Source organism: Secundilactobacillus kimchicus JCM 15530, assembly GCF_001433995.1.
Lineage (GTDB): Bacteria > Bacillota > Bacilli > Lactobacillales > Lactobacillaceae > Secundilactobacillus > Secundilactobacillus kimchicus.
Genome location: NZ_AZCX01000004.1, coordinates 26,378 through 44,730, shown reverse-complemented (window position 1 = coordinate 44,730; position 18,353 = coordinate 26,378). Strand labels below are relative to the sequence as shown.

The window sequence follows — 18,353 nt, the reverse complement described above, 5'->3', positions numbered from 1 at the left end:
GTTGACCTCCTACATTTCTGTTCGGCCCTCAACGGCTTTAAACAACGTCATTTCATCTGCATATTCGATATCGCTCCCCACAGACAACCCGTGAGCTAATCGTGTCACCTTAATCCCTGAAGGCTTAATCAACCGCGATAAATACATGGCAGTCGCTTCTCCTTCCGGCGTCGCGTTAGTAGCCACAATCACTTCTTTAATGGCGTCGTTTTGCTGTAACCGTTTCAGTAGACTGGCAATGTTCAAGTCTTCTGGGCCCTTGCCCTCAATTGGCGATAAAACCCCGTTTAACACGTGATACAGCCCGTGATATTCCCGCATATTTTCCATAATCATAATGTCTTTCGCCTGTTCAACGACCAACACTTGACTCTGATCACGAGTCTTATCCCGGCAAATGTCACACGGATCTTCCTCGGTGATGTTACCGCAGATCGAGCAAAATCGTAAATCTTGTTTGGCAGAGATTAGTGACTTTGCGAACCGAGTCACGTCATCACCTTGCATATCAATGGTAAAAAAAGCCAGCCGGGTCGCTGTTTTTTGGCCAATCCCGGGTAACTTCATATAACTATCAATCAGTTGTGCAATCGGTTCTGGATACTGCATCGCTGTCCTCTTCTTTTCTTTGAACTAAAGACCAAGCCCACTGGTGTACTTGCCCATTGTGTCTTGCGTGGCTTTTTCCACCTTAGCTAAGCCATCATTAACTGCTGCCATGACCAGGTCGTTTAACATATCTGGATCATCTGGGTCAATTGCTTTGGGATCAATATCAACGTCCGTTAACCGACGATCGCCGGAAAAAGTTGCCCGAACCAGTTCCTCTGGTGATTCACCAACGAAAGTCTGTGAATTTAACGCCTGTTGTTCCTCAGCCATTTTCTTTTGCATTTGCTTCATTTGCTTCATCATATTGCCCATATTCATGTTACCCATACCCATGTTTCCCATACCTCTTGCCATTATAAAACCACCTTAATCCTTTTTAATTTCAATCACGTCGTCACCAAATAAATCCTGCGCCTTTGTTACAACCGGGTCTTCAGCTGAATCATCCGCTGTTTCATCAGACTCACCTGACGAATTCTGGCCCGGTTCAGAAAGCTGGCCAGCCTTATATTGTTGAATAAAGGTTTGCCGAATTTGAGGCCATTCATCAGCTGGCACAAACACGATATCAGACACCTTGCCCATTAACCGATCCAAGCCATTTTGAAGCGCGTCAATGAGCTCTTGGTCACCGTTTGCCCGTTGCAGTAAAAAGGCGTAGTCAAAGGCCACAATCACACCTTCAGGGCTGGCTGCAACCGGTTTTGACACATGCATCATTGCCCGTTGAGTGACGGACAAGAATTGCATCAGATCGCCCCAGTTTTGTTGAATCTCCACCAGCGCTTCCTTAGTGGCTTGTTGCAAGATCGGATAAATTTTCTGTAAATTCACGCGAACCTTAGCAGCCGGCTTCGGTGCTGGTTTGGGTGCCGGTGTTGCTTCTGGTTGCCGCTGCGGCGACTGGTCAGCTTGTTTCTTGAGTGATGCTAACTGATCGGTCAGCGTCTTGACTTGGGCTGTTAATTGCTTGACGGCCGAACTATCTGCCACAGGTCCAGCCGATACTGGTGGCTCTTCAACCGTTTTGACGCCAGCTAATTTAACCGTTAAAACTTCCAAATACACATCTTCATGAGTTGAGAACCGCATTTGTTTTTGAATGTCATTTAACTCATCGATCATTTTGTACAAGCGTTGTTCAGAGACCCCATCAGCCAACTTCTTGAACTGGTCATCCACTTGATCCAGTTCAATATCTTCAACCATTTCTGGGGCTTGTTGATACAACAACAAATCTCGCGTGACGTTAATTAAATCCTCAATAAACCGCTCGGGGTCTTTGCCATCCGCTAAAATCTTATGGACAGCCACCAACCCTTCTTTAGTCTGATCTTGAGTTACAGCACTCAGATAATCGACCAGTAAGGTCTGCCGAACAGCCCCCGTTACCAGCAATGCATTCTCTAGTGTGACCTTGTCATCACCAAACGAAATAGCTTGATCCAAGATACTAAGCGCATCCCGCATCCCGCCTTCAGAAGCCTTAGCAATCACTTTTAGCGCCTCTGGATCATAATCGAGTTGTTTGTCCTTTAAAATGGTGACCATCCGATCCAGACTATCCCTGGTTTGAATTTGTTTGAAATCAAACCGTTGCGTTCTTGAAATAATCGTCGCTGGAATCTTGTGTGGTTCGGTGGTTGCTAAAATAAAAATTACATTTGTGGGCGGCTCTTCTAGTGTCTTAAGCAACGCATTAAAAGCACCGGTTGACAACATGTGAACTTCATCAATGATGTAAACTTTATAATCAGCCTCGGTTGGCGCATATTTAACTTTATCGCGGATGTCTCGGATTTCTTCGACACCGTTGTTTGAAGCCGCATCAATTTCGATGACATCATTGAGGGTCCCCGCCGTGATTGCCCGACAAGTATCACACTCGTTGCATGGTTCACCGTTCTTTTGAAACCGGCAATTAACTGCCTTGGCAAAGATCTTAGCCATGGAAGTTTTCCCAGTTCCCCGGGGACCAGCAAACAAATAGGCATGACTAATTTGGTTTGTCTTAATGGCATTTTTTAGAGTTCTTGTAATGAGCGGCTGGCCAATCACTTCATCAAATCGTTGTGGCCGCCAAACCCGATATAGCGCTTGATAACTCATGGCTAAGCTCCTTCATCTCTTTGCTTCGATATCTAATATTACATTATATAGTGTTTCGAACGGAATTGCCAAGAAGCTCTAACACCTCATAACATCAATAAAAAAGGTCGAGACCAAGTCCCGACCGGTTAAATTCATAATAACTTGAAGCACAAAGCAGATCAGACTTAGTGCTGCTTCCTTCCGGACCTGACACGATTCGTAAGCCCGCTCTTGCTTCAAGGCCTTTCGGCAAGTACTACTTTAGCACATCTCCCAAAAAATTACTAGTTTGAATCCTGAGCAATTTTCTTGGCTGCCTTACGTCGATTACGAGCCGCCCGAAAAAACGTCTTTAATAACTGACTGGCCTCATCCGCCAAAACGCCTTCGGTCACGTCAACCTGATGATTCAACCGATTGTCAGATAGAATCTCATAAAGTGTTTTAGTCCCACCGGCCTTGGGATCACGCGCACCGAAAACGACCCGGTCTAGTCGCGCATTCACAATGGCCCCGCTACACATCACACACGGCTCTAACGTGACATATAGTTGGCAGCCCGTTAGTCGCCAACTGTGTAAAACAGCGTTGGCCTCCTCAATCGCCACCATTTCTGCATGCAACAAGGCGTTTTGACTGTGTTCGCGCAAGTTGTGTCCCCGGCCGATAATCTCACCTTCATAAACAATCACCGCACCAATGGGCACTTCACCCACCAAGGCGGCTTTTTGAGCTTCTTCAATCGCCGCCCACATATAGTGGTCATCACGACCTAACATTTTGTTAGCCACCCTTCTTCATTTTAGCTGAATCCTAAGGGTATCACTTTACCCCAATTGAGCGTATAATAAACTGAAAAGTAACTCACGTCAAAGACCAGTAAAAATTAAGGGGCGGCCAAGGCCTGCCGTCGCACAATTCAAGCACCATATTTAGTGTTTTAAGTAAAAATAAAACACTAAATATGGTGTATTTTAGTTGAATTTTTCCATATCTGGTGTAAACTCTACTTATCAAGAATTAGTAAATGGAGTGTGGTACATATGGCAAAAGTAACCGTTTATTCAAAAAACAACTGCATGCAATGCAAGATGACGAAACGTTTTTTAACCGAACACCACGTTGACTTTGTTGAACGCAACATTAACGATGAACCACAATATATTGATTACTTGAAAGAACGCGGATTCCAATCTTTGCCGGTAGTTGAAGCCGACGGTTTTGAAATCAACGGCTTTCGACCGAATGAGCTGAGCAAGTTAGCGATCTAATCAACCTAAAATTTGAGCAACAACGGGTGGCGAGCCTTCGGTAACGAAATCGCCACCTTTCTTTTTCAGACTAGTGGAGTAAGAAAGACGGGGAATAAAATGTCACTAAAAAACTTGGAAAATGTCACTTATTATGATTTAAATAACAAGATTAACATTCCGGAAAACGGCCAGATTCCATTAAATAAAGACCAGGAAGCTTTGGCTGCTTTCCTAAACCAAAACGTGATTGAAAATACGATGGTCTTTCGTTCATTACGTGACCGGTTCAACTACTTGTTAGCCAACGACTACATCGAATCAGAATTTTTTAAAAAATATGATTTCGGCTTTATTCAGAAACTATACGACTACTTAAACGACCAAAACTTTCACTTTAAATCCTTTATGGCCGCTTATAAGTTTTACGCTCAATATGCTTTGAAGACTAACGACGGCAACTACTACCTTGAAAATTTCGTTGATCGGGTGGCACTTAATGCCCTTTACTTCGCGGATGGTGATGAAGAATTGGCCATGGCATTAGCTGATGAAATCATCCACCAGCGTTACCAACCAGCTACACCGAGCTTTTTAAATGCTGGCCGGAAGCGCCGCGGTGAACTTGTATCTTGTTTCTTGATTCAATCAACCGACGATATGAATACAATTGGCCGAACCATCAATTCCGCCCTTCAACTGTCTCGAATCGGTGGTGGTGTTGGTATCAACCTCTCTAATTTACGAGGCGCTGGTGATCCCATTAAGCATATTGATGGGGCAGCAAGCGGCGTTGTCCCTGTCATGAAGTTGTTAGAGGATAGTTTCTCATACTCTAACCAACTGGGCCAACGACAAGGCGCCGGTGTGGTTTACCTAAGCGTTTTCCACCCCGATATCATCGCCTTCTTAGCAGCAAAAAAGGAAAATGCCGACGAGAAGTACCGGCTTAAGACGCTGTCACTCGGCGTTACTGTTCCTGATAAGTTCTACGAACTGGCTGAGGCTGACGAGGATATGTATCTGTTTAGTCCATACGACGTTGAACGCATTTACGGTGAACCTTTTTCATACGTGGATATCACTAAGGAATACGACAACATGGTTGCAAACGACGATATTCGAAAAAAGAAACTTTCCGCACGGGAACTCGAAACCGAGATCGGCAAGTTACAACAAGAATCAGGTTACCCATACATTGTTAACATCGATACCGCTAATAACCAAAACCCAATTGATGGTCGAATCGTCATGAGCAACCTTTGCTCGGAAATTCTTCAGGTTCAAACACCCTCTCGCGTTAACAACAAGCAAGAGTACGAGGAACTTGGCCGTGATATCTCTTGCAACCTTGGGTCAACCAACATCGTTAACCTTATGGCCGCCAAAAACTTTGGTCACTCGGTTGAAACAATGGTCCGTGCCTTGACATTTGTCACCGATCACTCCGAAGTTGATGTGGTCCCTTCCATTCAACATGGTAATGATTTGGGTCACACCATTGCACTTGGGGCCATGGGTCTCCACAGCTACTTCGCTAAGAACCATATGGAATATGGCTCACCTGAGTCCATCGACTTTACTAACATCTACTTCCTACTATTAAATTACTGGACGTTAAAGGCTTCTAACGAGATTGCTAAGGAACGCCACGAAACATTCTACAATTTTGACAAGAGTCAATATGCTAACGGCTCATACTTCGATAAATACATCAAGCAAAACGATGAGTTCCAGCCTAAGTTCGATAAGGTTAAGGCCCTTTTCGATGGCATTGCAATTCCAACTAAAAAGGATTGGCAAGATCTCAAGGAAGCCGTTATGAAGGATGGCCTGTACCACCAAAACCGGTTAGCAGTTGCGCCAAATGGCTCAATTTCTTACATTAACGACACAACGGCAAGTCTTCACCCCATCATTAATCGGATCGAAGAACGCCAAGAAAAGAAAATTGGTAAGATTTACTACCCGGCGCCATACCTATCAAACGATACCTTGCCATACTACAAATCAGCCTATGATACGGATATGCGTAAAGTCATCGATGTTTACGCTGCCGCTCAACAACATGTTGACCAAGGAATGAGCTTGACCCTGTTTATGCGCTCAACCATTCCAGAAGGCTTATACGAATGGAAAGATGGTCGGACAAACAAAATGACGACTCGGGATTTGACGATTTTGCGGAACTATGCGCATAAAAAAGGCATCAAATCAATTTACTACGTCCGAACATTTACGGACGACGAAGGCGAAGTTGGCGCTAACCAATGTGAGAGTTGCGTCATCTAGCATGTAAGTAGCCCGAAACCATCGAAAAAAGATTGGCAACGGGCTATTTTTCTGGCACAATACAAACAGTAACGCTTATAAAGGAGCATATCTATGACTGATTCGTACAAAGCAATCAATTGGGACGCAATTGACGATCAAATTGATAAAGCAACGTGGGAGAAACTCACTGAGCAATTCTGGTTGGACACCCGGATTCCCGTGTCTAATGATACTGATGATTGGCGGACACTAGACACCGATCACCAATGGGTTGTTGGCCACGTTTTTGGTGGTCTAACCCTTCTGGATACGCTTCAATCCCAAGACGGCATGGCCTCACTTCGCAAGGATACCCGAACCCAACATGAGACGGCTGTTTTGAACAACATTCAATTTATGGAATCGGTTCACGCCAAAAGCTACTCAACAATTTTCTCAACACTGAATACGCCAGATGAGATTGATGAGATTTTTGAGTGGAGTGACACTGAAGAATTCCTTCAAAAAAAGGCTTTACGTATCCGTAACCTGTACCATGATGATGGTAATCCACTCAAGAAAAAAGTGGCCAACGTCTTTCTTGAAACGTTCCTGTTTTATTCTGGGTTCTTTACCCCACTCTATTACCTCGGCCATAACAAGCTCGCCAACGTCGCCGAAATTATTAAACTGATTTTGCGCGACGAGTCGGTCCACGGAACCTACATTGGTTACAAATTCCAGATTGGCTTTAACCAGTTGGGCGCTAATGCCCAAAAAGAGCTGCACGATTGGATGTACGACTTCATGTATGAATTGTACGCCAACGAAGAAAAGTACACCCATTTGGTCTATGACCAAGTGGGTTGGACTGACGAAGTTCTCACCTTTATTCGCTATAACGCTAATAAAGCGCTGATGAACTTAGGACAAGATCCGCTCTTTGCCGACACGGCCGACAGTGTTAACCCGATCGTGATGAACGGGATCTCAACGTCAACGGCTAACCATGACTTCTTCTCACAAGTTGGTAATGGTTACCTGCTTGGAAACGTCGAAGCCATGTCTGACGACGATTACAAACTCTACTAAAACAACAGGACGGTTAAATTTAAGGACACCTTGTCAATTGGTGTCTCTAAATTTAACCGTCCTTTTTTGAGAGGTCAACCGCCTTTTCTCACCGTTTAATTTGCGCTAACGTAGAAAAAAACACCTTAGGAGGAACTCAATATGGAACTTAAGACAATTTGCGTGTTTTGCGGCTCCAATCACGGCCTTGATCCGGCCTTTATCACTCAGACTGAAGCACTGGGTCGTTACCTGGCCAGCCATCAGCAAAAACTCGTCTACGGTGGTGGTAAAGAGGGCCTGATGGGGACCATTGCGACGAGCACCCTAAACGCGGGCGGTCAGGTTCTTGGCATTATCCCGTCGTTTCTAAAAAACATGGGGTTAGCGCTTGACGGCCTCACTGAAACCATTGAAACAACCAACATGGACGAACGAAAAGAAGAAATGCTCCGTCAAAGTGACGCCTTTATTGTTTTGCCTGGCGGCTTTGGAACCTACGAGGAGTTTACGACGATGCTGTCGTGGAGCCAGATTAATATTCATCAAAAACCCATTGCGCTTTTCAACATTAACGGCTACTACGATGATCTCGTCGCAATGTTACAAAAGACAATTGACGCTGGTTTCGCACCAGCTGAAAACCTCTCTTTATTCATTAATGCCACCTCAATTGAGGGCATTTTTGACGGTTTCGACCACTTTCACCACGAACTTCCTTATAAATACGTCAACTAATTTAAACTGCTAGTACCGTAACTCAAATTCTGCTTGATTTTCTTGATTAAAAGCCATTAGACTCATGAGCGACCCGTTCACCATGTTTGTGACTGCTGTCTCCGTGTGAAACGCCATATGGGGCGACAGTAACACATTATCACGTTTGGCGAGATCCGCTAGTAGTGGCTCATTAAATGGCGCGTGACTATTAATTTGTTGCATCTCAGCCGTTTCATCTTCAAATGCATCCAGGGCTGCCCCCGCAATTTGATGGGTGTCTAACGCTCTTTTTAGGGCGTTTAGGTCGACTAGCGAGCCACGAGCAGTGTTAATCACAATAGTCGTTGGCTTCATCAGGGCAAATGCTTCAGCATTTAAAAGATGGTCATTCTCGGGCCGGCCAGGCGCGTGAAGGGTCACAATGTCGGCCTGCTTTAGTAGGATTTCCAAATTTGAAACGTAAGTGATCCCGGCGTCACTCCCCTGCCGACTGGGGTCAAACGCAATCACTGTCGCCCCCAATCCGGTATACAGCGCAATTGCTTGACGCCCAATTTTGCCGACGCCAACCACCCCGACCGTTTGATGGCGCATTTCAGTTCCCATAAAATCAGGTGACCAATGAAATTCACCATGAAGCTGTTGGTTGGCAATTGCCTTCGTTCGACGGCGTAAATTCATGGCCTGAAGCACACCAAATTCAGCAATTGCGTAAGGTGAATAAGCCGGGACGTTGCTGAGTTTAACACCATGAGTCTCAGCAGCAGCCAAGTCGACATTATCAATCCCAACGTTACGTAAGGCAAGATACGGTAGGTTTAACCGCCCCATTTTGGCAAAGAGGGCTGCGTCATACGGAATTGTTTGAAGCGCTGAAATACCATTATAATCGGCTGCACGGATCACCGTATCAGCCGTTAAGAAATCACTCGTTAACGTCACCTCAATATCGTGTTCCGCTTGCCACTTTTCAAAATAGGGTGCCTCGTCTGGACGAACGTTGTAGGCGAAAAATTTCATGAGCTAAATTCCTTTCCATCTAATTTCGTCCATTTTACCTGAAACCGGTTACGCTGCACATTAAAGTGCACTAAAATCAAAATGAGCGCACAAAAAAAGGACTGACAATTGTCAGTCCCTTTTCGCAGCAATTACTTAAGGGTAACCGTTGCGCCAACTTCTTCAAGCTTAGCCTTGATGTCGTTAGCTTCGTCTTCTGAAACGCCTTCCTTGACGATTGAAGGGGCGCCGTCAACAAGACCCTTAGCATCCTTCAAGCCAAGACCAGTGATTTCACGAACGGCCTTAATAGCCTTAACCTTTTGGTCACCTGATTCAGTGATTTCAACATCGTAAGAATCCTTAGCGGCACCAGCGTCGCCACCAGCAGCAGCAACTGCAACTGGAGCAGCAGCTGAAACGTCAAATTCTTCTTCGATTGCCTTAACAAGGTCGTTTAAATCTGAGATTGATGCTTCTTTTAATGAAGCAATGATTGAATCTTTATCAAAAGCCATTTTTGTATCCTCCATTTATAGTGAGTTTTAAATTGGTTGTGGGTTAGGCAGCGTCGCCTTCACCCTTATCAGCAACAGCCTTAACGGCACGTGCGATCTTACGCATTGGATCAGACAATGCGCTAGCAAGCATTGACAACAAGTCTTCACGACTTGGCAACGTTGCAAAGGTGTTGATTTCTTCGATTGAAGCGGTCTTGCCTTCGACCATCCCACCCTTAATTTCAAGGGCATCGTGTGCATCGGCAAACTTCTTCAAAATCTTAGCTGGAGCAATGGCATCCTCGTCAGAGAAGGCAACAGCTGTAGGACCGTTAAAGATGTCTTTAAGGTCTTCGTAACCTGCCTTGTCAGCAGCCCGCGTCAAGATTTTGTTCTTGATAACAGACATTGACACACCGGCATCACGTAATTGCTTACGTAAGTCAGTCACTTCTGCAACGGTTAAACCACGGTAGTCAACAACGATAGCTGAAGTAGCGTTTTGCAAACGTTCAGCAACATCATCAACAATCTTAGCTTTGGTTGCGATTGTTTCTTTACTCATTATGATTTCACCTCCTGCGAAATGATGGGAATAAAAAATCCCTACGCCCACCAAGACATAGAGAGAAATGTAAAACTTTCACATCTTCCTCGGCAGGCAAACATTAAGGCTTTCGCCACCTGAGTCTTGGGCAGAACAATATCAACCTGTAAAGAATACCATTGGCAGTTCTTCGAGTCAATACGGGATTTTTATTTTATTAATTAAAGACTTGCAACGTCAACGTTGACACCAGGGCCAAAGGTTGAAGTAATTGAAACGTGTTGTACGTAAGTCCCCTTAACGGCGGCTGGACGTGCAGTAATCACAACGTTTGCAATTGTCTTCAAGTTTTCAACCAACTTGTCAGCATCGAATGAGACTTTCCCAACAGGGACAGCCACGTTACCGTCACGGTCAGTCCGGTAAGTCACCTTACCCGCTTTTGATTCGGAAACGGCTTTACCGACTTCCATTGTGACCGTGCCAGTCTTAGGGTTAGGCATTAAGCCTTTAGGTCCAAGAACCCGGCCCAAACGACCTACTTGGGCCATCATGTCAGGCGTCGCAATGGCAACGTCGAAATCTAACCAACCGTCAGAAATCTTAGCAACCAAATCGTCGTCACCGACAAAGTCGGCACCGGCTTCTTGAGCTTCTTTAGCTTTGTCACCCTTAGCGAAGACAACAACCGTCTGATCTTTACCAGTCCCGTTAGGCAAAACGACTGCCCCACGGAGTTGTTGATCAGCTTGTTTTGTATCAACGTTTAGGTTAAATGCAATTTCAATTGTTGAATCGAATTTAGCAAAATCAATCTTCTTAACAAGATCAACCGCTTCTTCGATTGAGTAAAGCTTGTCTTGATCGACTTGCTTTAATGCGTCTTGGTACTTCTTACCTCTTTTACGAGCCATTGTGTTTTCCTCCTTGCAATTGTGGTCTAACGGATTGTCCTCCCACTTGATACATCTGCTTTTACAGAGTATCCGTAACTGTCATAGCTTTAATTAACCTTCAACAGTGAAGCCCATGCTACGAGCTGTACCTTCAACCATGCGCATTGCTGCTTCGACGTCAGCGGCGTTTAGGTCTTGCATTTTTGATTCGGCGATTTCCCGTACTTGATCCTTGGTTACAGAAGCAACCTTGTTCGTGTTTGGTTCGCCAGAACCCTTTTCAACACCAGCGGCCTTCTTCAAAAGAACGGCTGCAGGCGGAGTCTTTGTGATGAAGTCGAATGAACGATCTTCGTACACAGTAATCACGACTGGAATAATCATCCCAGCTTGATCAGCAGTACGGGCGTTGAAATCCTTGGTAAAGCCCATGATGTTGATCCCAGCTTGGCCCAATGCAGGCCCAACTGGAGGAGCTGGAGTTGCTTTTCCGGCAGGAATTTGTAATTTAACGATGTTAGCTACTTTTTTAGCCACGAAACATACCTCCTTGAAGTCCGTGTTGTGGTAAATGGAGATGCTGTTTTCTCCTCCCACATGTACATGTCTAACACATACTTATATAAACTACCATAAAAGGCCGACGTTGCCAAGGCCTGTTGGCATAAAATTAATTAAACAACTGGATCAACTTGGTCAAAATCAAGTTCAGCGCTGGTTTCACGACCAAACATGTCAATATTCACTTTCAACTTCATCTTATCGTGATCAAGCTCCGTAATCTTTCCTTCCATACCGGAAAAGGCGCCGTCCACAATTTTGATTGTGTCGCCAACTGCGACGTCTAGGTCTTCGTGACGACTACTCATTCCGAGTCGTTTCAAGATTCGTTCAATCTCGTCAGGCAGTAGCGGTGTGGGCTTTGACCCCCCACCATGAGACCCAATAAACCCGGTCACACCTGGGGTGTTCCGAACGATGTACCAAGCTTGGTCTGTCATGACCATTTCAACTAAGACGTACCCGGGGAAGGTTTTATCCATCTTAATCTTTTCCTTGCCGTTTTTAACTTCGTGTTCCTCTTCTTCCGGTACCACGACACGGAAAATAAAATCTTGCATCCCCATTGATTGGGCCCGGCTCTCCAAGTTCATCTTGACCTTGTTTTCGTAACCAGAATACGTGTGTAGTACGTACCATTGTTTCTCAACTGATTCAACCATGTTGTCCATCCTTTCACTCAAGGTGATTCTAAAAAACCAAAATAAAAAAACCTCGCACCGCGAAGTTTTTCTCCAAGACCAAGTATAGCATATTTAACCGGTTTTACAAACTGGCTAAAACCTGCAAGCCGTATTGAACAGCCCAGTCTACTGCCCCTAAAAAGACAGCAAATGCAACGGCCATCCCGACAACACTAGCCGTATCCTTACGGGTCTGCTTAGCCGATGGCCATGAAACTTGTTTCATTTCATCTTTTACAGCACGTAAAAATCTAAAAAATCGCATGTTGCTCCTCCTGATCACACCCTGAAATTAACGCGTTTCACGGTGTAGCGTATGTTTACCGCAATACTTACAAAACTTATTCACTTCAAGTCGAGTCTTACGAGTCGGACTAGCTGGAATCGTGTAGTTTCGCGATCCGCAAACGGAACAGGCTAACGCAACTTTCTTTTGAGCCACGCTAACACCTCCTCATAGCAAGTTTCAGTCTAGCATTATATCACGTGAGCGTCAATCTGCAGCGAACAATGTTTACCGAAATTCGTTACGGAGCTTCTTTTTGATTCTCGCCAATGCATTCTTGACTTGCTTTCCATCAGCATTGAGCGAAGCCGCTATTTCAACGATACTCAAGCCACTACAAGCATATTCGTGAACTAGCCGCTCAAAATTGGAAAACTGCGTCGCTTGACACTGAGAGACCGTGTCACGAACAATCACCACCTGATCTGGTGTAGCCAACCATGTATCGACCAGCAAATTACTCAACAATTCAGGATTAGCGTCAATTTCGACGTGACCACTACTCGTTGAACGTTTCTTGGCATGGGCACGCCGAGCGAGGTCCCGCCGGCGGTTTAGTAGCGCCGTTTTATAATACGAACCAAACGCCTTTTCTCGCGTCACATTAAAGTGCTGAACCGCCTTCCACAACACGATTCGGGCTTCCTGTTGCCACTCATCTCGATCCATGTCTGGTAAGTAGAATTCTCCTTGCAGATGGTTCACTAATGGCTGGTATCGCCGCAATATTTCTTCAAAAGCAGTATCTTCTCCCCGCTTTGCTAACGCCACCAGGTTCCAATCGGTCAAATCAGTATACACACGGATACAACTCCTTTTCTATCTGGAATAGCAAAAGGATAACAAGCCCGTCAATCAAATAAAGCGAACGACCCACCAGACCAAAAGCAGGTGGTCTATTCCATTCTAGATAAAACCGCTACTCGCTTTTAATACCACCAATTTCGCGCTTAAACCAATAAAAAAAGCGCAGATGCGCTCTCATTAGACTATTAGATGATTGTCACTATTTTTTCGGTTTCCCCAAGTCGTCTCGTAACTTCTCTAACGCCAATAACTGGCGTTGACTCCACGGTGACTTTCTCACTTGACCCAAGTCCCGGTATTTAGCAGCCTGGGAGTTGACTTCTTTTTTAGTCCGTTGAATATCACGTAGTAGCTCTCCAGCAGGGATCCGTAAAGCCCCTTCAGAAAAAATCATCCATTGTTCGGCCTGATCACTTGTTGCCACCGTGACATGGGTAAACCGGGTTTGTTTTTCTTTAGCTAACGCCTCAATGTAGGCATCCGCTGTCTGGTCTTGACCCGTCCACACCACGTCCAGCCCGTATTTCGTGTACCTTTTGGAAATTCCGGGCACAAACATGGCATCAAACACCACAATAATTTGAATCTGTTGATACTTTCGGTATTCGCTTAACATATCTAACAACCGATCCCGAGCTTCTTCCAACCGGTTGGTCAGCTTCAGGTGGTTTAAATCAGGCCAGTTGCCGATCATGTTATAGGCATCCACAATTAAAATATCGTTTTTCATGGCTCCATCTCCGATTCCATTAAGCTAATGGATGGCGAGACTGGAAAGCCTGATACATAAGCAAACTTGCCGCAACACTGGCATTCAAACTTTGAACTTCACCAACCATGGGAATCGTCAACATTTCGTCCACCGATTTTTTCAGGAGAGGAGCGATCCCCTTGCCCTCGTTACCGATGATAATACCCACTGGCCCCGTCGCGTCAAACCGGCGATAATCTGTTCCATTCATATCGGTGCCGAAAATCCAAAGGCCCCGGTCTTTTAGCGCTTTAACCGTATTGACGAGATTGGTCACCCGCACTACGGGGACCCGCTCAATAGCCCCAGTTGATGTTTTAGCCACCACTGAAGTTAGCCCAACGGCGTGACGCTTGGGGATAATGATCCCGTGTGCGCCCACTGCATCGGCCGTTCGCATAATAGAGCCTAAATTGTGAGGGTCGTTCAAACTGTCCAAGATTAAAAAGAATGGGGCTTCGTCACGTTCCTCGGCAACCTTAAACAAGTCGTCCAATTCGGCGTATTTAAACGCCGCAACAGCTAAGACAACACCTTGGTGATTTTCGTGACTCACAAGCCGGTCTAACTTTGTCTTAGGCACCGTTTGAACCACCAGCCCCCGCTTCTTAGCAAGGGTTAAAATTTGAGCAATAGCCTCGTGTTTTAAGCCCTCCTGTAAAAAGACTTTGTTGATTTCCTGATCACTCTTCAATGCAGCAACCGCTGGATGCCGACCAATGACAAAATCAGAGTCCTCAGCAGCGGGTTTCACTTCATTTTTATCGCTCATTTGGTAGCCTCCCTGCCTCAACTTGTTCAATACACCAGTTTGCTAGCTCACCGACTCGCTCCGTTTGCCCGCTTAAGTACAAATACCCAAACAGCGCCTCAAACCCGGTCGAAATCCGGTAAGTGACCACACTTGTATTTTTTGCGTGGGTGTAACTCTTCGCATTGCGGCCCCGTCGGAAATAATCCTGTTCCGTTTCGGATAGTTTTTCCTGTTCAAGCATCAGGTCAATTAAGGCCGCTTGAGCCTTAGCCGACACATACATCGTTGCTTTGTGGTGCAGTTTCGTCGGCTTTGTTAACCCCGCTTGTATCAAGTGGCGGCGGATGTAAACCTCGTAGATAGCATCGCCCATGTAAGCCAAGGCGATACCATTAAGTTGCTCAAAATCTTGCGTTTCTGTCATAGTGTTCCTTTCTAATTGGCGTGATGCCAACGGGTCCCCTGAGGGGTATCCTCTAAAATAATCCCCTGCGCTTTGAGTTGCTCCCGGATTTCATCACTGCGGGCGAAATCTCGATTTTTGCGAGCTTCCAGACGTTCGTCGATCAACGCCTGAATATCTGTATCTGCTAGGCTTTCAGCGACTAATTCAATACCAAAAACTCCAACCAATTCAGTTAGTGTCTTCAGCAAAAACGCCAGACTGTCCGCGAAAACAACGTCCCGCTCAGCATACACGTTTCCGAGCTTGGCCAGTTCGTAAACTTGGGCAATCCCATTTTGAACATTGAAGTCATCGTCCATAGCGTCGACAAAGCTGGCCTCAATTTGGCGCACCTCTTGATCTAACTTAGGGTCGTTGCCGGCCTCAGCATCCTGGGTTCGATAGTTCAAGTTATTAAATGCCGTCTGCAGGCGACGCACGTTATTAGCGGCGTCATCCAAGTTACCTTGGGTGTATTGAATAGGGCGCCGATACTGTGTCGTGGCCATAAAGAACCGTAATGTTTGAGGATCGACTTTTTGCAAAAGATCGTGCACGGACACGTTATTTCCGAGCGATTTGCTCATTTTTTCGTTGTCGTCCCCAATCGTCACAAAACCGTTGTGGAGCCAGTAATGTGCAAATGGCTTGCCAGTTTTGGCTTCGCTTTGAGCGATTTCATTTTCGTGATGTGGGAACGTTAAATCCTGACCACCACCATGGATATCAAACGTATCACCCAGGTACTTTGTGGACATCACAGAACACTCGATATGCCAGCCGGGCCGACCACTTCCCCACGGGGATTCCCAAGCGATTTCGTCGCCCTTGGCACCCTTCCACAAGGCAAAATCAATCGGGTCTTCTTTTCGCTTGGCCTCTTCTTCGTCCACGTGCTGACTTGCGCCAACTTCCAACTCATCAATGTTTTGATGGGAAAGTTCACCGTAATGGGCAAACCGCCGAGCCCGATAATAGACGTCGCCATCGGATTCATAAGCAAACCCTTTGCCAATCAAATCCTGGATAAAATCAATAATTTCCTTGATGTTTTCTGTCGCCCGCGGATGTTTCGTTGCCGGCTCAACATTTAAGGCTGTCGTATCTTCCATAAAGGCGTTAATGTACTTATCCGCGATTGCGGGAACGGTGGTGCCCGCTTCTTTAGCGGCCTTGATCATCTTATCGTCAACGTCCGTAAAATTGGACACGTAGTTCACGTGATAACCCTTGTATTCAAAATAGCGCCGAATCGTATCAAATGCGATAACACTTCGCGCATTACCAATATGGATGTAGTTGTAGACAGTCGGACCACAGACGTACATGTTAACAATTCCTGAGGTCATTGGGGTAAAGATTTCTTTTTTTCTGGTAAGCGTGTTGTAAACTTCTAGCATCTGCGTGCTCCTTCCGGAATGGTTGGTGAGTTCATTCTAGCATAATCCAGCTTAATTTTACCGCGAAATACAGAACAGTCTCAACTGTCTCAACCTGAAGCCATCAAAAAAGGCGGCCGAAAATTTCGACTGCCAATTTACGAACTCCAAAATTGGATTACGCCTGTTCAAGTTGGGCGAGCGTTTGATTAACGTGTTCTAACGTCTTTTCCCGTCCGACTAATTCAATGGACTCAGGTAGTTCTGGTCCGTGCATTTCGTGAGTCACAGCAATTCGGATTGGCATCCAGAGTTGCCGGCCTTTAATTCCCGTATCCTTTTGAATTGCCTTAATCGTCGCTAAAATCTTAACGGTGTCAAAAATTGGCAACTCGTTAATTCGTTTGGCAAACTCTTTTAAGACAACTGGGGCAGTTTCGTTTGAAATTTCTGCCAACGCCTCACCCGTCACTTGGTCGGGTTCGTTGAAGAAAACGTCAGCCATCTCATTGATCTGCGCCATGTAACTCATCTGTTGCTTGTAAACGCTGATTAACTTCCGGGCCCACTCAACCGTTTTGGCATCCGGATTTTCCGGCAAGTTTCCGGCCTTAATTAGTTGTTGCAACGCTAAGTCAACGATGGTGTCTTCATCAGCTGATTTCACGTACTGATTGTTGATCCATTCCAGCTTTTTTTGATCAAAGGTGGCAGGTGACTTGCTTAGACGCTTTTCATCATACATCTTGACGAAATCCTTTAAGCTGAAGATCTCCTCTTCACCAACCGGTGACCACCCCAGCAAAATAATGAAGTTCAGCATGGCATCCGGTAAGTAGCCCAAATTACGGTACTGTTCAATAAATTGCAGAATCGTTTCATCCCGCTTCGACAGTTTCTTTCCCGTATCCTTGCTGATAATCAAACTCATGTGACCAAATTTAGGTGCTTCCCAACCGAAAGCCTCATAGATCATCAATTGCTTAGGCGTGTTGGCCACGTGGTCATCGCCACGGAAAACATGGCTAATTTTCATCAAATGGTCATCTAATACCACCGCAAAGTTGTAGGTTGGGACGCCGTCAGCCTTGACGATGACGAAGTCGCCACCGATCGTATCGGATTCAAAGGATACCTTCCCTTTAACCATGTCATCCCACTCGTACGTTGTATGTTCTGGTACCCGGAACCGGATGACTGGCTTTAAGCCTTGCGCCTTAGATTCAGCGATTTTAGCTTGAATCTCATCATCGGACATTCCAGCGTATTCGTATTCGTAGTGTGGCATCTCATGCCGTGCACGTTGCGCTTCACGATCTGCTTCTAATTCATCTTCAGTCTTATATGACTCGTAAGCTTTCCCCTCATCCAACAACTGTTGAATATATGGTTTGTAAATCTCGAGTCGTTCTGACTGCCGGTATGGCCCAACGTCACCTGGTTTATCTGGACCTTCATCCCAGTCCATACCTAACCATTTGAGGTTGTCGAGCTGACTTTTTTCACCGTCAGCCACGTTGCGTTTTGTATCAGTATCTTCGATTCGGATGATGAACTTACCTTTGTAATGTCGCGCAAAAAGGTAGTTAAAAAGCGCCGTTCGCGCATTTCCAATATGCAGATGCCCAGTAGGACTCGGAGCATAACGAACGCGAATAGAATCATTTGCCAATGTCTTGTCCGCCTCTTTCTTGAATTCGGTTGGTCTGCAGACCAATCCACTTTACCTATCAGTGTACAATGGAACG

22 protein-coding genes, 1 other RNA gene and 1 other annotated feature are annotated in these 18,353 nt (G+C 45.5%); of the genes, 4 read left to right on the top strand and 19 right to left on the bottom strand.

The window, feature by feature from the left end:
* Positions 1-9: 9 nt before the first annotated feature.
* The 5 genes from recR to tadA all read right to left on the bottom strand — a co-directional run bounded on the left by recR (position 10) and on the right by tadA (position 3,482).
* Entirely contained in the window at positions 10-609 is a 600-nt protein-coding gene (recR, locus tag FC96_RS06380; protein ID WP_056942419.1) for a recombination mediator RecR, read from the bottom strand.
* Positions 610-633: 24 nt separating this feature from the next.
* Positions 634-966: a YbaB/EbfC family nucleoid-associated protein gene (locus tag FC96_RS06375; RefSeq protein ID WP_054660575.1), complete on the bottom strand. Its 333-nt coding sequence runs from the start codon at positions 964-966 to the stop codon at positions 634-636.
* A 12-nt stretch (positions 967-978) separates the two neighbouring features.
* On the bottom strand, positions 979-2,721 hold the full coding sequence (gene dnaX / locus FC96_RS06370) for a DNA polymerase III subunit gamma/tau (RefSeq protein ID WP_056942418.1): 1,743 nt from the start codon (positions 2,719-2,721) through the stop codon (positions 979-981).
* Positions 2,722-2,859: 138 nt separating this feature from the next.
* An RNA gene (gene ffs / locus FC96_RS12730) (signal recognition particle sRNA small type) lies at positions 2,860-2,946 on the bottom strand.
* 41 nt (positions 2,947-2,987) lie between these two features.
* Positions 2,988-3,482: a tRNA adenosine(34) deaminase TadA gene (gene tadA / locus FC96_RS06365; RefSeq protein WP_056942417.1), complete on the bottom strand. Its 495-nt coding sequence runs from the start codon at positions 3,480-3,482 to the stop codon at positions 2,988-2,990.
* 264 nt (positions 3,483-3,746) lie between these two features.
* Here tadA and nrdH point away from each other — a divergent pair, with 264 nt between their 5' ends.
* The 4 genes from nrdH (at position 3,747) to FC96_RS06345 (ending at position 8,015) form a co-directional block, all read left to right on the top strand.
* A complete protein-coding gene (gene nrdH / locus FC96_RS06360) occupies positions 3,747-3,974 on the top strand; it encodes a glutaredoxin-like protein NrdH (protein ID WP_056942416.1) in 228 nt (75 codons plus the stop codon).
* Between the two features lie 99 nt (positions 3,975-4,073).
* Positions 4,074-6,245 carry a class 1b ribonucleoside-diphosphate reductase subunit alpha gene (nrdE, locus tag FC96_RS06355; protein WP_056942415.1) on the top strand — a complete coding sequence of 724 codons (2,172 nt, stop codon included), beginning with the start codon at positions 4,074-4,076 and terminating at the stop codon, positions 6,243-6,245.
* Between the two features lie 93 nt (positions 6,246-6,338).
* Positions 6,339-7,298, top strand: a complete 960-nt coding sequence (gene nrdF / locus FC96_RS06350) for a class 1b ribonucleoside-diphosphate reductase subunit beta (protein WP_056942414.1) — start codon at positions 6,339-6,341, stop codon at positions 7,296-7,298.
* 141 nt (positions 7,299-7,439) lie between these two features.
* Positions 7,440-8,015 carry an LOG family protein gene (locus FC96_RS06345; RefSeq protein ID WP_056942413.1) on the top strand — a complete coding sequence of 192 codons (576 nt, stop codon included), beginning with the start codon at positions 7,440-7,442 and terminating at the stop codon, positions 8,013-8,015.
* Positions 8,016-8,024: 9 nt separating this feature from the next.
* On the opposite strand, the gene FC96_RS06340 is transcribed toward FC96_RS06345, so the two are convergent.
* From FC96_RS06340 to gltX, 14 genes are all read right to left on the bottom strand, one after another.
* Positions 8,025-9,017: an NAD(P)-dependent oxidoreductase gene (locus FC96_RS06340; protein ID WP_056942412.1), complete on the bottom strand. Its 993-nt coding sequence runs from the start codon at positions 9,015-9,017 to the stop codon at positions 8,025-8,027.
* Positions 9,018-9,148: 131 nt separating this feature from the next.
* Positions 9,149-9,514, bottom strand: coding sequence for a 50S ribosomal protein L7/L12 (rplL, locus tag FC96_RS06335; protein WP_054660571.1), 366 nt, complete (start codon positions 9,512-9,514; stop codon positions 9,149-9,151).
* Positions 9,515-9,557: 43 nt separating this feature from the next.
* Entirely contained in the window at positions 9,558-10,061 is a 504-nt protein-coding gene (rplJ, locus tag FC96_RS06330) for a 50S ribosomal protein L10 (protein WP_054660569.1), read from the bottom strand.
* A 23-nt stretch (positions 10,062-10,084) separates the two neighbouring features.
* Positions 10,085-10,210: a sequence feature (ribosomal protein L10 leader region), on the bottom strand.
* Between the two features lie 54 nt (positions 10,211-10,264).
* A complete protein-coding gene (gene rplA, locus FC96_RS06325) occupies positions 10,265-10,957 on the bottom strand; it encodes a 50S ribosomal protein L1 (RefSeq protein ID WP_054660567.1) in 693 nt (230 codons plus the stop codon).
* Positions 10,958-11,050: 93 nt separating this feature from the next.
* On the bottom strand, positions 11,051-11,476 hold the full coding sequence (rplK, locus tag FC96_RS06320) for a 50S ribosomal protein L11 (RefSeq protein WP_056942411.1): 426 nt from the start codon (positions 11,474-11,476) through the stop codon (positions 11,051-11,053).
* A 137-nt stretch (positions 11,477-11,613) separates the two neighbouring features.
* On the bottom strand, positions 11,614-12,162 hold the full coding sequence (nusG, locus tag FC96_RS06315) for a transcription termination/antitermination protein NusG (RefSeq protein WP_054660565.1): 549 nt from the start codon (positions 12,160-12,162) through the stop codon (positions 11,614-11,616).
* 103 nt (positions 12,163-12,265) lie between these two features.
* On the bottom strand, positions 12,266-12,448 hold the full coding sequence (gene secE, locus FC96_RS06310; RefSeq protein ID WP_056942410.1) for a preprotein translocase subunit SecE: 183 nt from the start codon (positions 12,446-12,448) through the stop codon (positions 12,266-12,268).
* Positions 12,449-12,475: 27 nt separating this feature from the next.
* Positions 12,476-12,625 (bottom strand): 50S ribosomal protein L33, encoded by a 150-nt coding sequence (gene rpmG, locus FC96_RS12725; RefSeq protein ID WP_082593399.1) that lies wholly within the window; start codon positions 12,623-12,625, stop codon positions 12,476-12,478.
* Between the two features lie 72 nt (positions 12,626-12,697).
* Positions 12,698-13,270, bottom strand: coding sequence for a sigma-70 family RNA polymerase sigma factor (locus tag FC96_RS06305; protein ID WP_054660561.1), 573 nt, complete (start codon positions 13,268-13,270; stop codon positions 12,698-12,700).
* 205 nt (positions 13,271-13,475) lie between these two features.
* Positions 13,476-14,006: an NYN domain-containing protein gene (locus FC96_RS06300; RefSeq protein WP_056942409.1), complete on the bottom strand. Its 531-nt coding sequence runs from the start codon at positions 14,004-14,006 to the stop codon at positions 13,476-13,478.
* Positions 14,007-14,025: 19 nt separating this feature from the next.
* On the bottom strand, positions 14,026-14,799 hold the full coding sequence (rlmB, locus tag FC96_RS06295; RefSeq protein WP_054660559.1) for a 23S rRNA (guanosine(2251)-2'-O)-methyltransferase RlmB: 774 nt from the start codon (positions 14,797-14,799) through the stop codon (positions 14,026-14,028).
* Positions 14,789-15,205, bottom strand: coding sequence for a Mini-ribonuclease 3 (locus tag FC96_RS06290; protein WP_056942408.1), 417 nt, complete (start codon positions 15,203-15,205; stop codon positions 14,789-14,791). The genes rlmB and FC96_RS06290 overlap by 11 nt, the downstream gene beginning before the upstream one ends.
* A gap of 11 nt (positions 15,206-15,216) precedes the next feature.
* Positions 15,217-16,626, bottom strand: a complete 1,410-nt coding sequence (gene cysS, locus FC96_RS06285; protein ID WP_056942407.1) for a cysteine--tRNA ligase — start codon at positions 16,624-16,626, stop codon at positions 15,217-15,219.
* 157 nt (positions 16,627-16,783) lie between these two features.
* Entirely contained in the window at positions 16,784-18,277 is a 1,494-nt protein-coding gene (gene gltX, locus FC96_RS06280; protein WP_056942406.1) for a glutamate--tRNA ligase, read from the bottom strand.
* Positions 18,278-18,353: the final 76 nt, after the last annotated feature.

What these genes read in the sequence shown, in the direction of transcription:
- recR (WP_056942419.1), bottom strand. Translation starts at nt 609, where the DNA reads ATGCAGTATCCAGAACCGATTGCACAACTGATTGATAGTTATATGAAG.
- FC96_RS06375 (WP_054660575.1), bottom strand. Translation starts at nt 966, where the DNA reads ATGGCAAGAGGTATGGGAAACATGGGTATGGGTAACATGAATATGGGC.
- dnaX (WP_056942418.1), bottom strand. Translation starts at nt 2,721, where the DNA reads ATGAGTTATCAAGCGCTATATCGGGTTTGGCGGCCACAACGATTTGAT.
- tadA (WP_056942417.1), bottom strand. Translation starts at nt 3,482, where the DNA reads ATGTTAGGTCGTGATGACCACTATATGTGGGCGGCGATTGAAGAAGCT.
- nrdH (WP_056942416.1), top strand. Translation starts at nt 3,747, where the DNA reads ATGGCAAAAGTAACCGTTTATTCAAAAAACAACTGCATGCAATGCAAG.
- nrdE (WP_056942415.1), top strand. Translation starts at nt 4,074, where the DNA reads ATGTCACTAAAAAACTTGGAAAATGTCACTTATTATGATTTAAATAAC.
- nrdF (WP_056942414.1), top strand. Translation starts at nt 6,339, where the DNA reads ATGACTGATTCGTACAAAGCAATCAATTGGGACGCAATTGACGATCAA.
- FC96_RS06345 (WP_056942413.1), top strand. Translation starts at nt 7,440, where the DNA reads ATGGAACTTAAGACAATTTGCGTGTTTTGCGGCTCCAATCACGGCCTT.
- FC96_RS06340 (WP_056942412.1), bottom strand. Translation starts at nt 9,017, where the DNA reads ATGAAATTTTTCGCCTACAACGTTCGTCCAGACGAGGCACCCTATTTT.
- rplL (WP_054660571.1), bottom strand. Translation starts at nt 9,514, where the DNA reads ATGGCTTTTGATAAAGATTCAATCATTGCTTCATTAAAAGAAGCATCA.
- rplJ (WP_054660569.1), bottom strand. Translation starts at nt 10,061, where the DNA reads ATGAGTAAAGAAACAATCGCAACCAAAGCTAAGATTGTTGATGATGTT.
- rplA (WP_054660567.1), bottom strand. Translation starts at nt 10,957, where the DNA reads ATGGCTCGTAAAAGAGGTAAGAAGTACCAAGACGCATTAAAGCAAGTC.
- nusG (WP_054660565.1), bottom strand. Translation starts at nt 12,162, where the DNA reads ATGGTTGAATCAGTTGAGAAACAATGGTACGTACTACACACGTATTCT.
- secE (WP_056942410.1), bottom strand. Translation starts at nt 12,448, where the DNA reads ATGCGATTTTTTAGATTTTTACGTGCTGTAAAAGATGAAATGAAACAA.
- FC96_RS06300 (WP_056942409.1), bottom strand. Translation starts at nt 14,006, where the DNA reads ATGAAAAACGATATTTTAATTGTGGATGCCTATAACATGATCGGCAAC.
- rlmB (WP_054660559.1), bottom strand. Translation starts at nt 14,799, where the DNA reads ATGAGCGATAAAAATGAAGTGAAACCCGCTGCTGAGGACTCTGATTTT.
- FC96_RS06290 (WP_056942408.1), bottom strand. Translation starts at nt 15,205, where the DNA reads ATGACAGAAACGCAAGATTTTGAGCAACTTAATGGTATCGCCTTGGCT.
- cysS (WP_056942407.1), bottom strand. Translation starts at nt 16,626, where the DNA reads ATGCTAGAAGTTTACAACACGCTTACCAGAAAAAAAGAAATCTTTACC.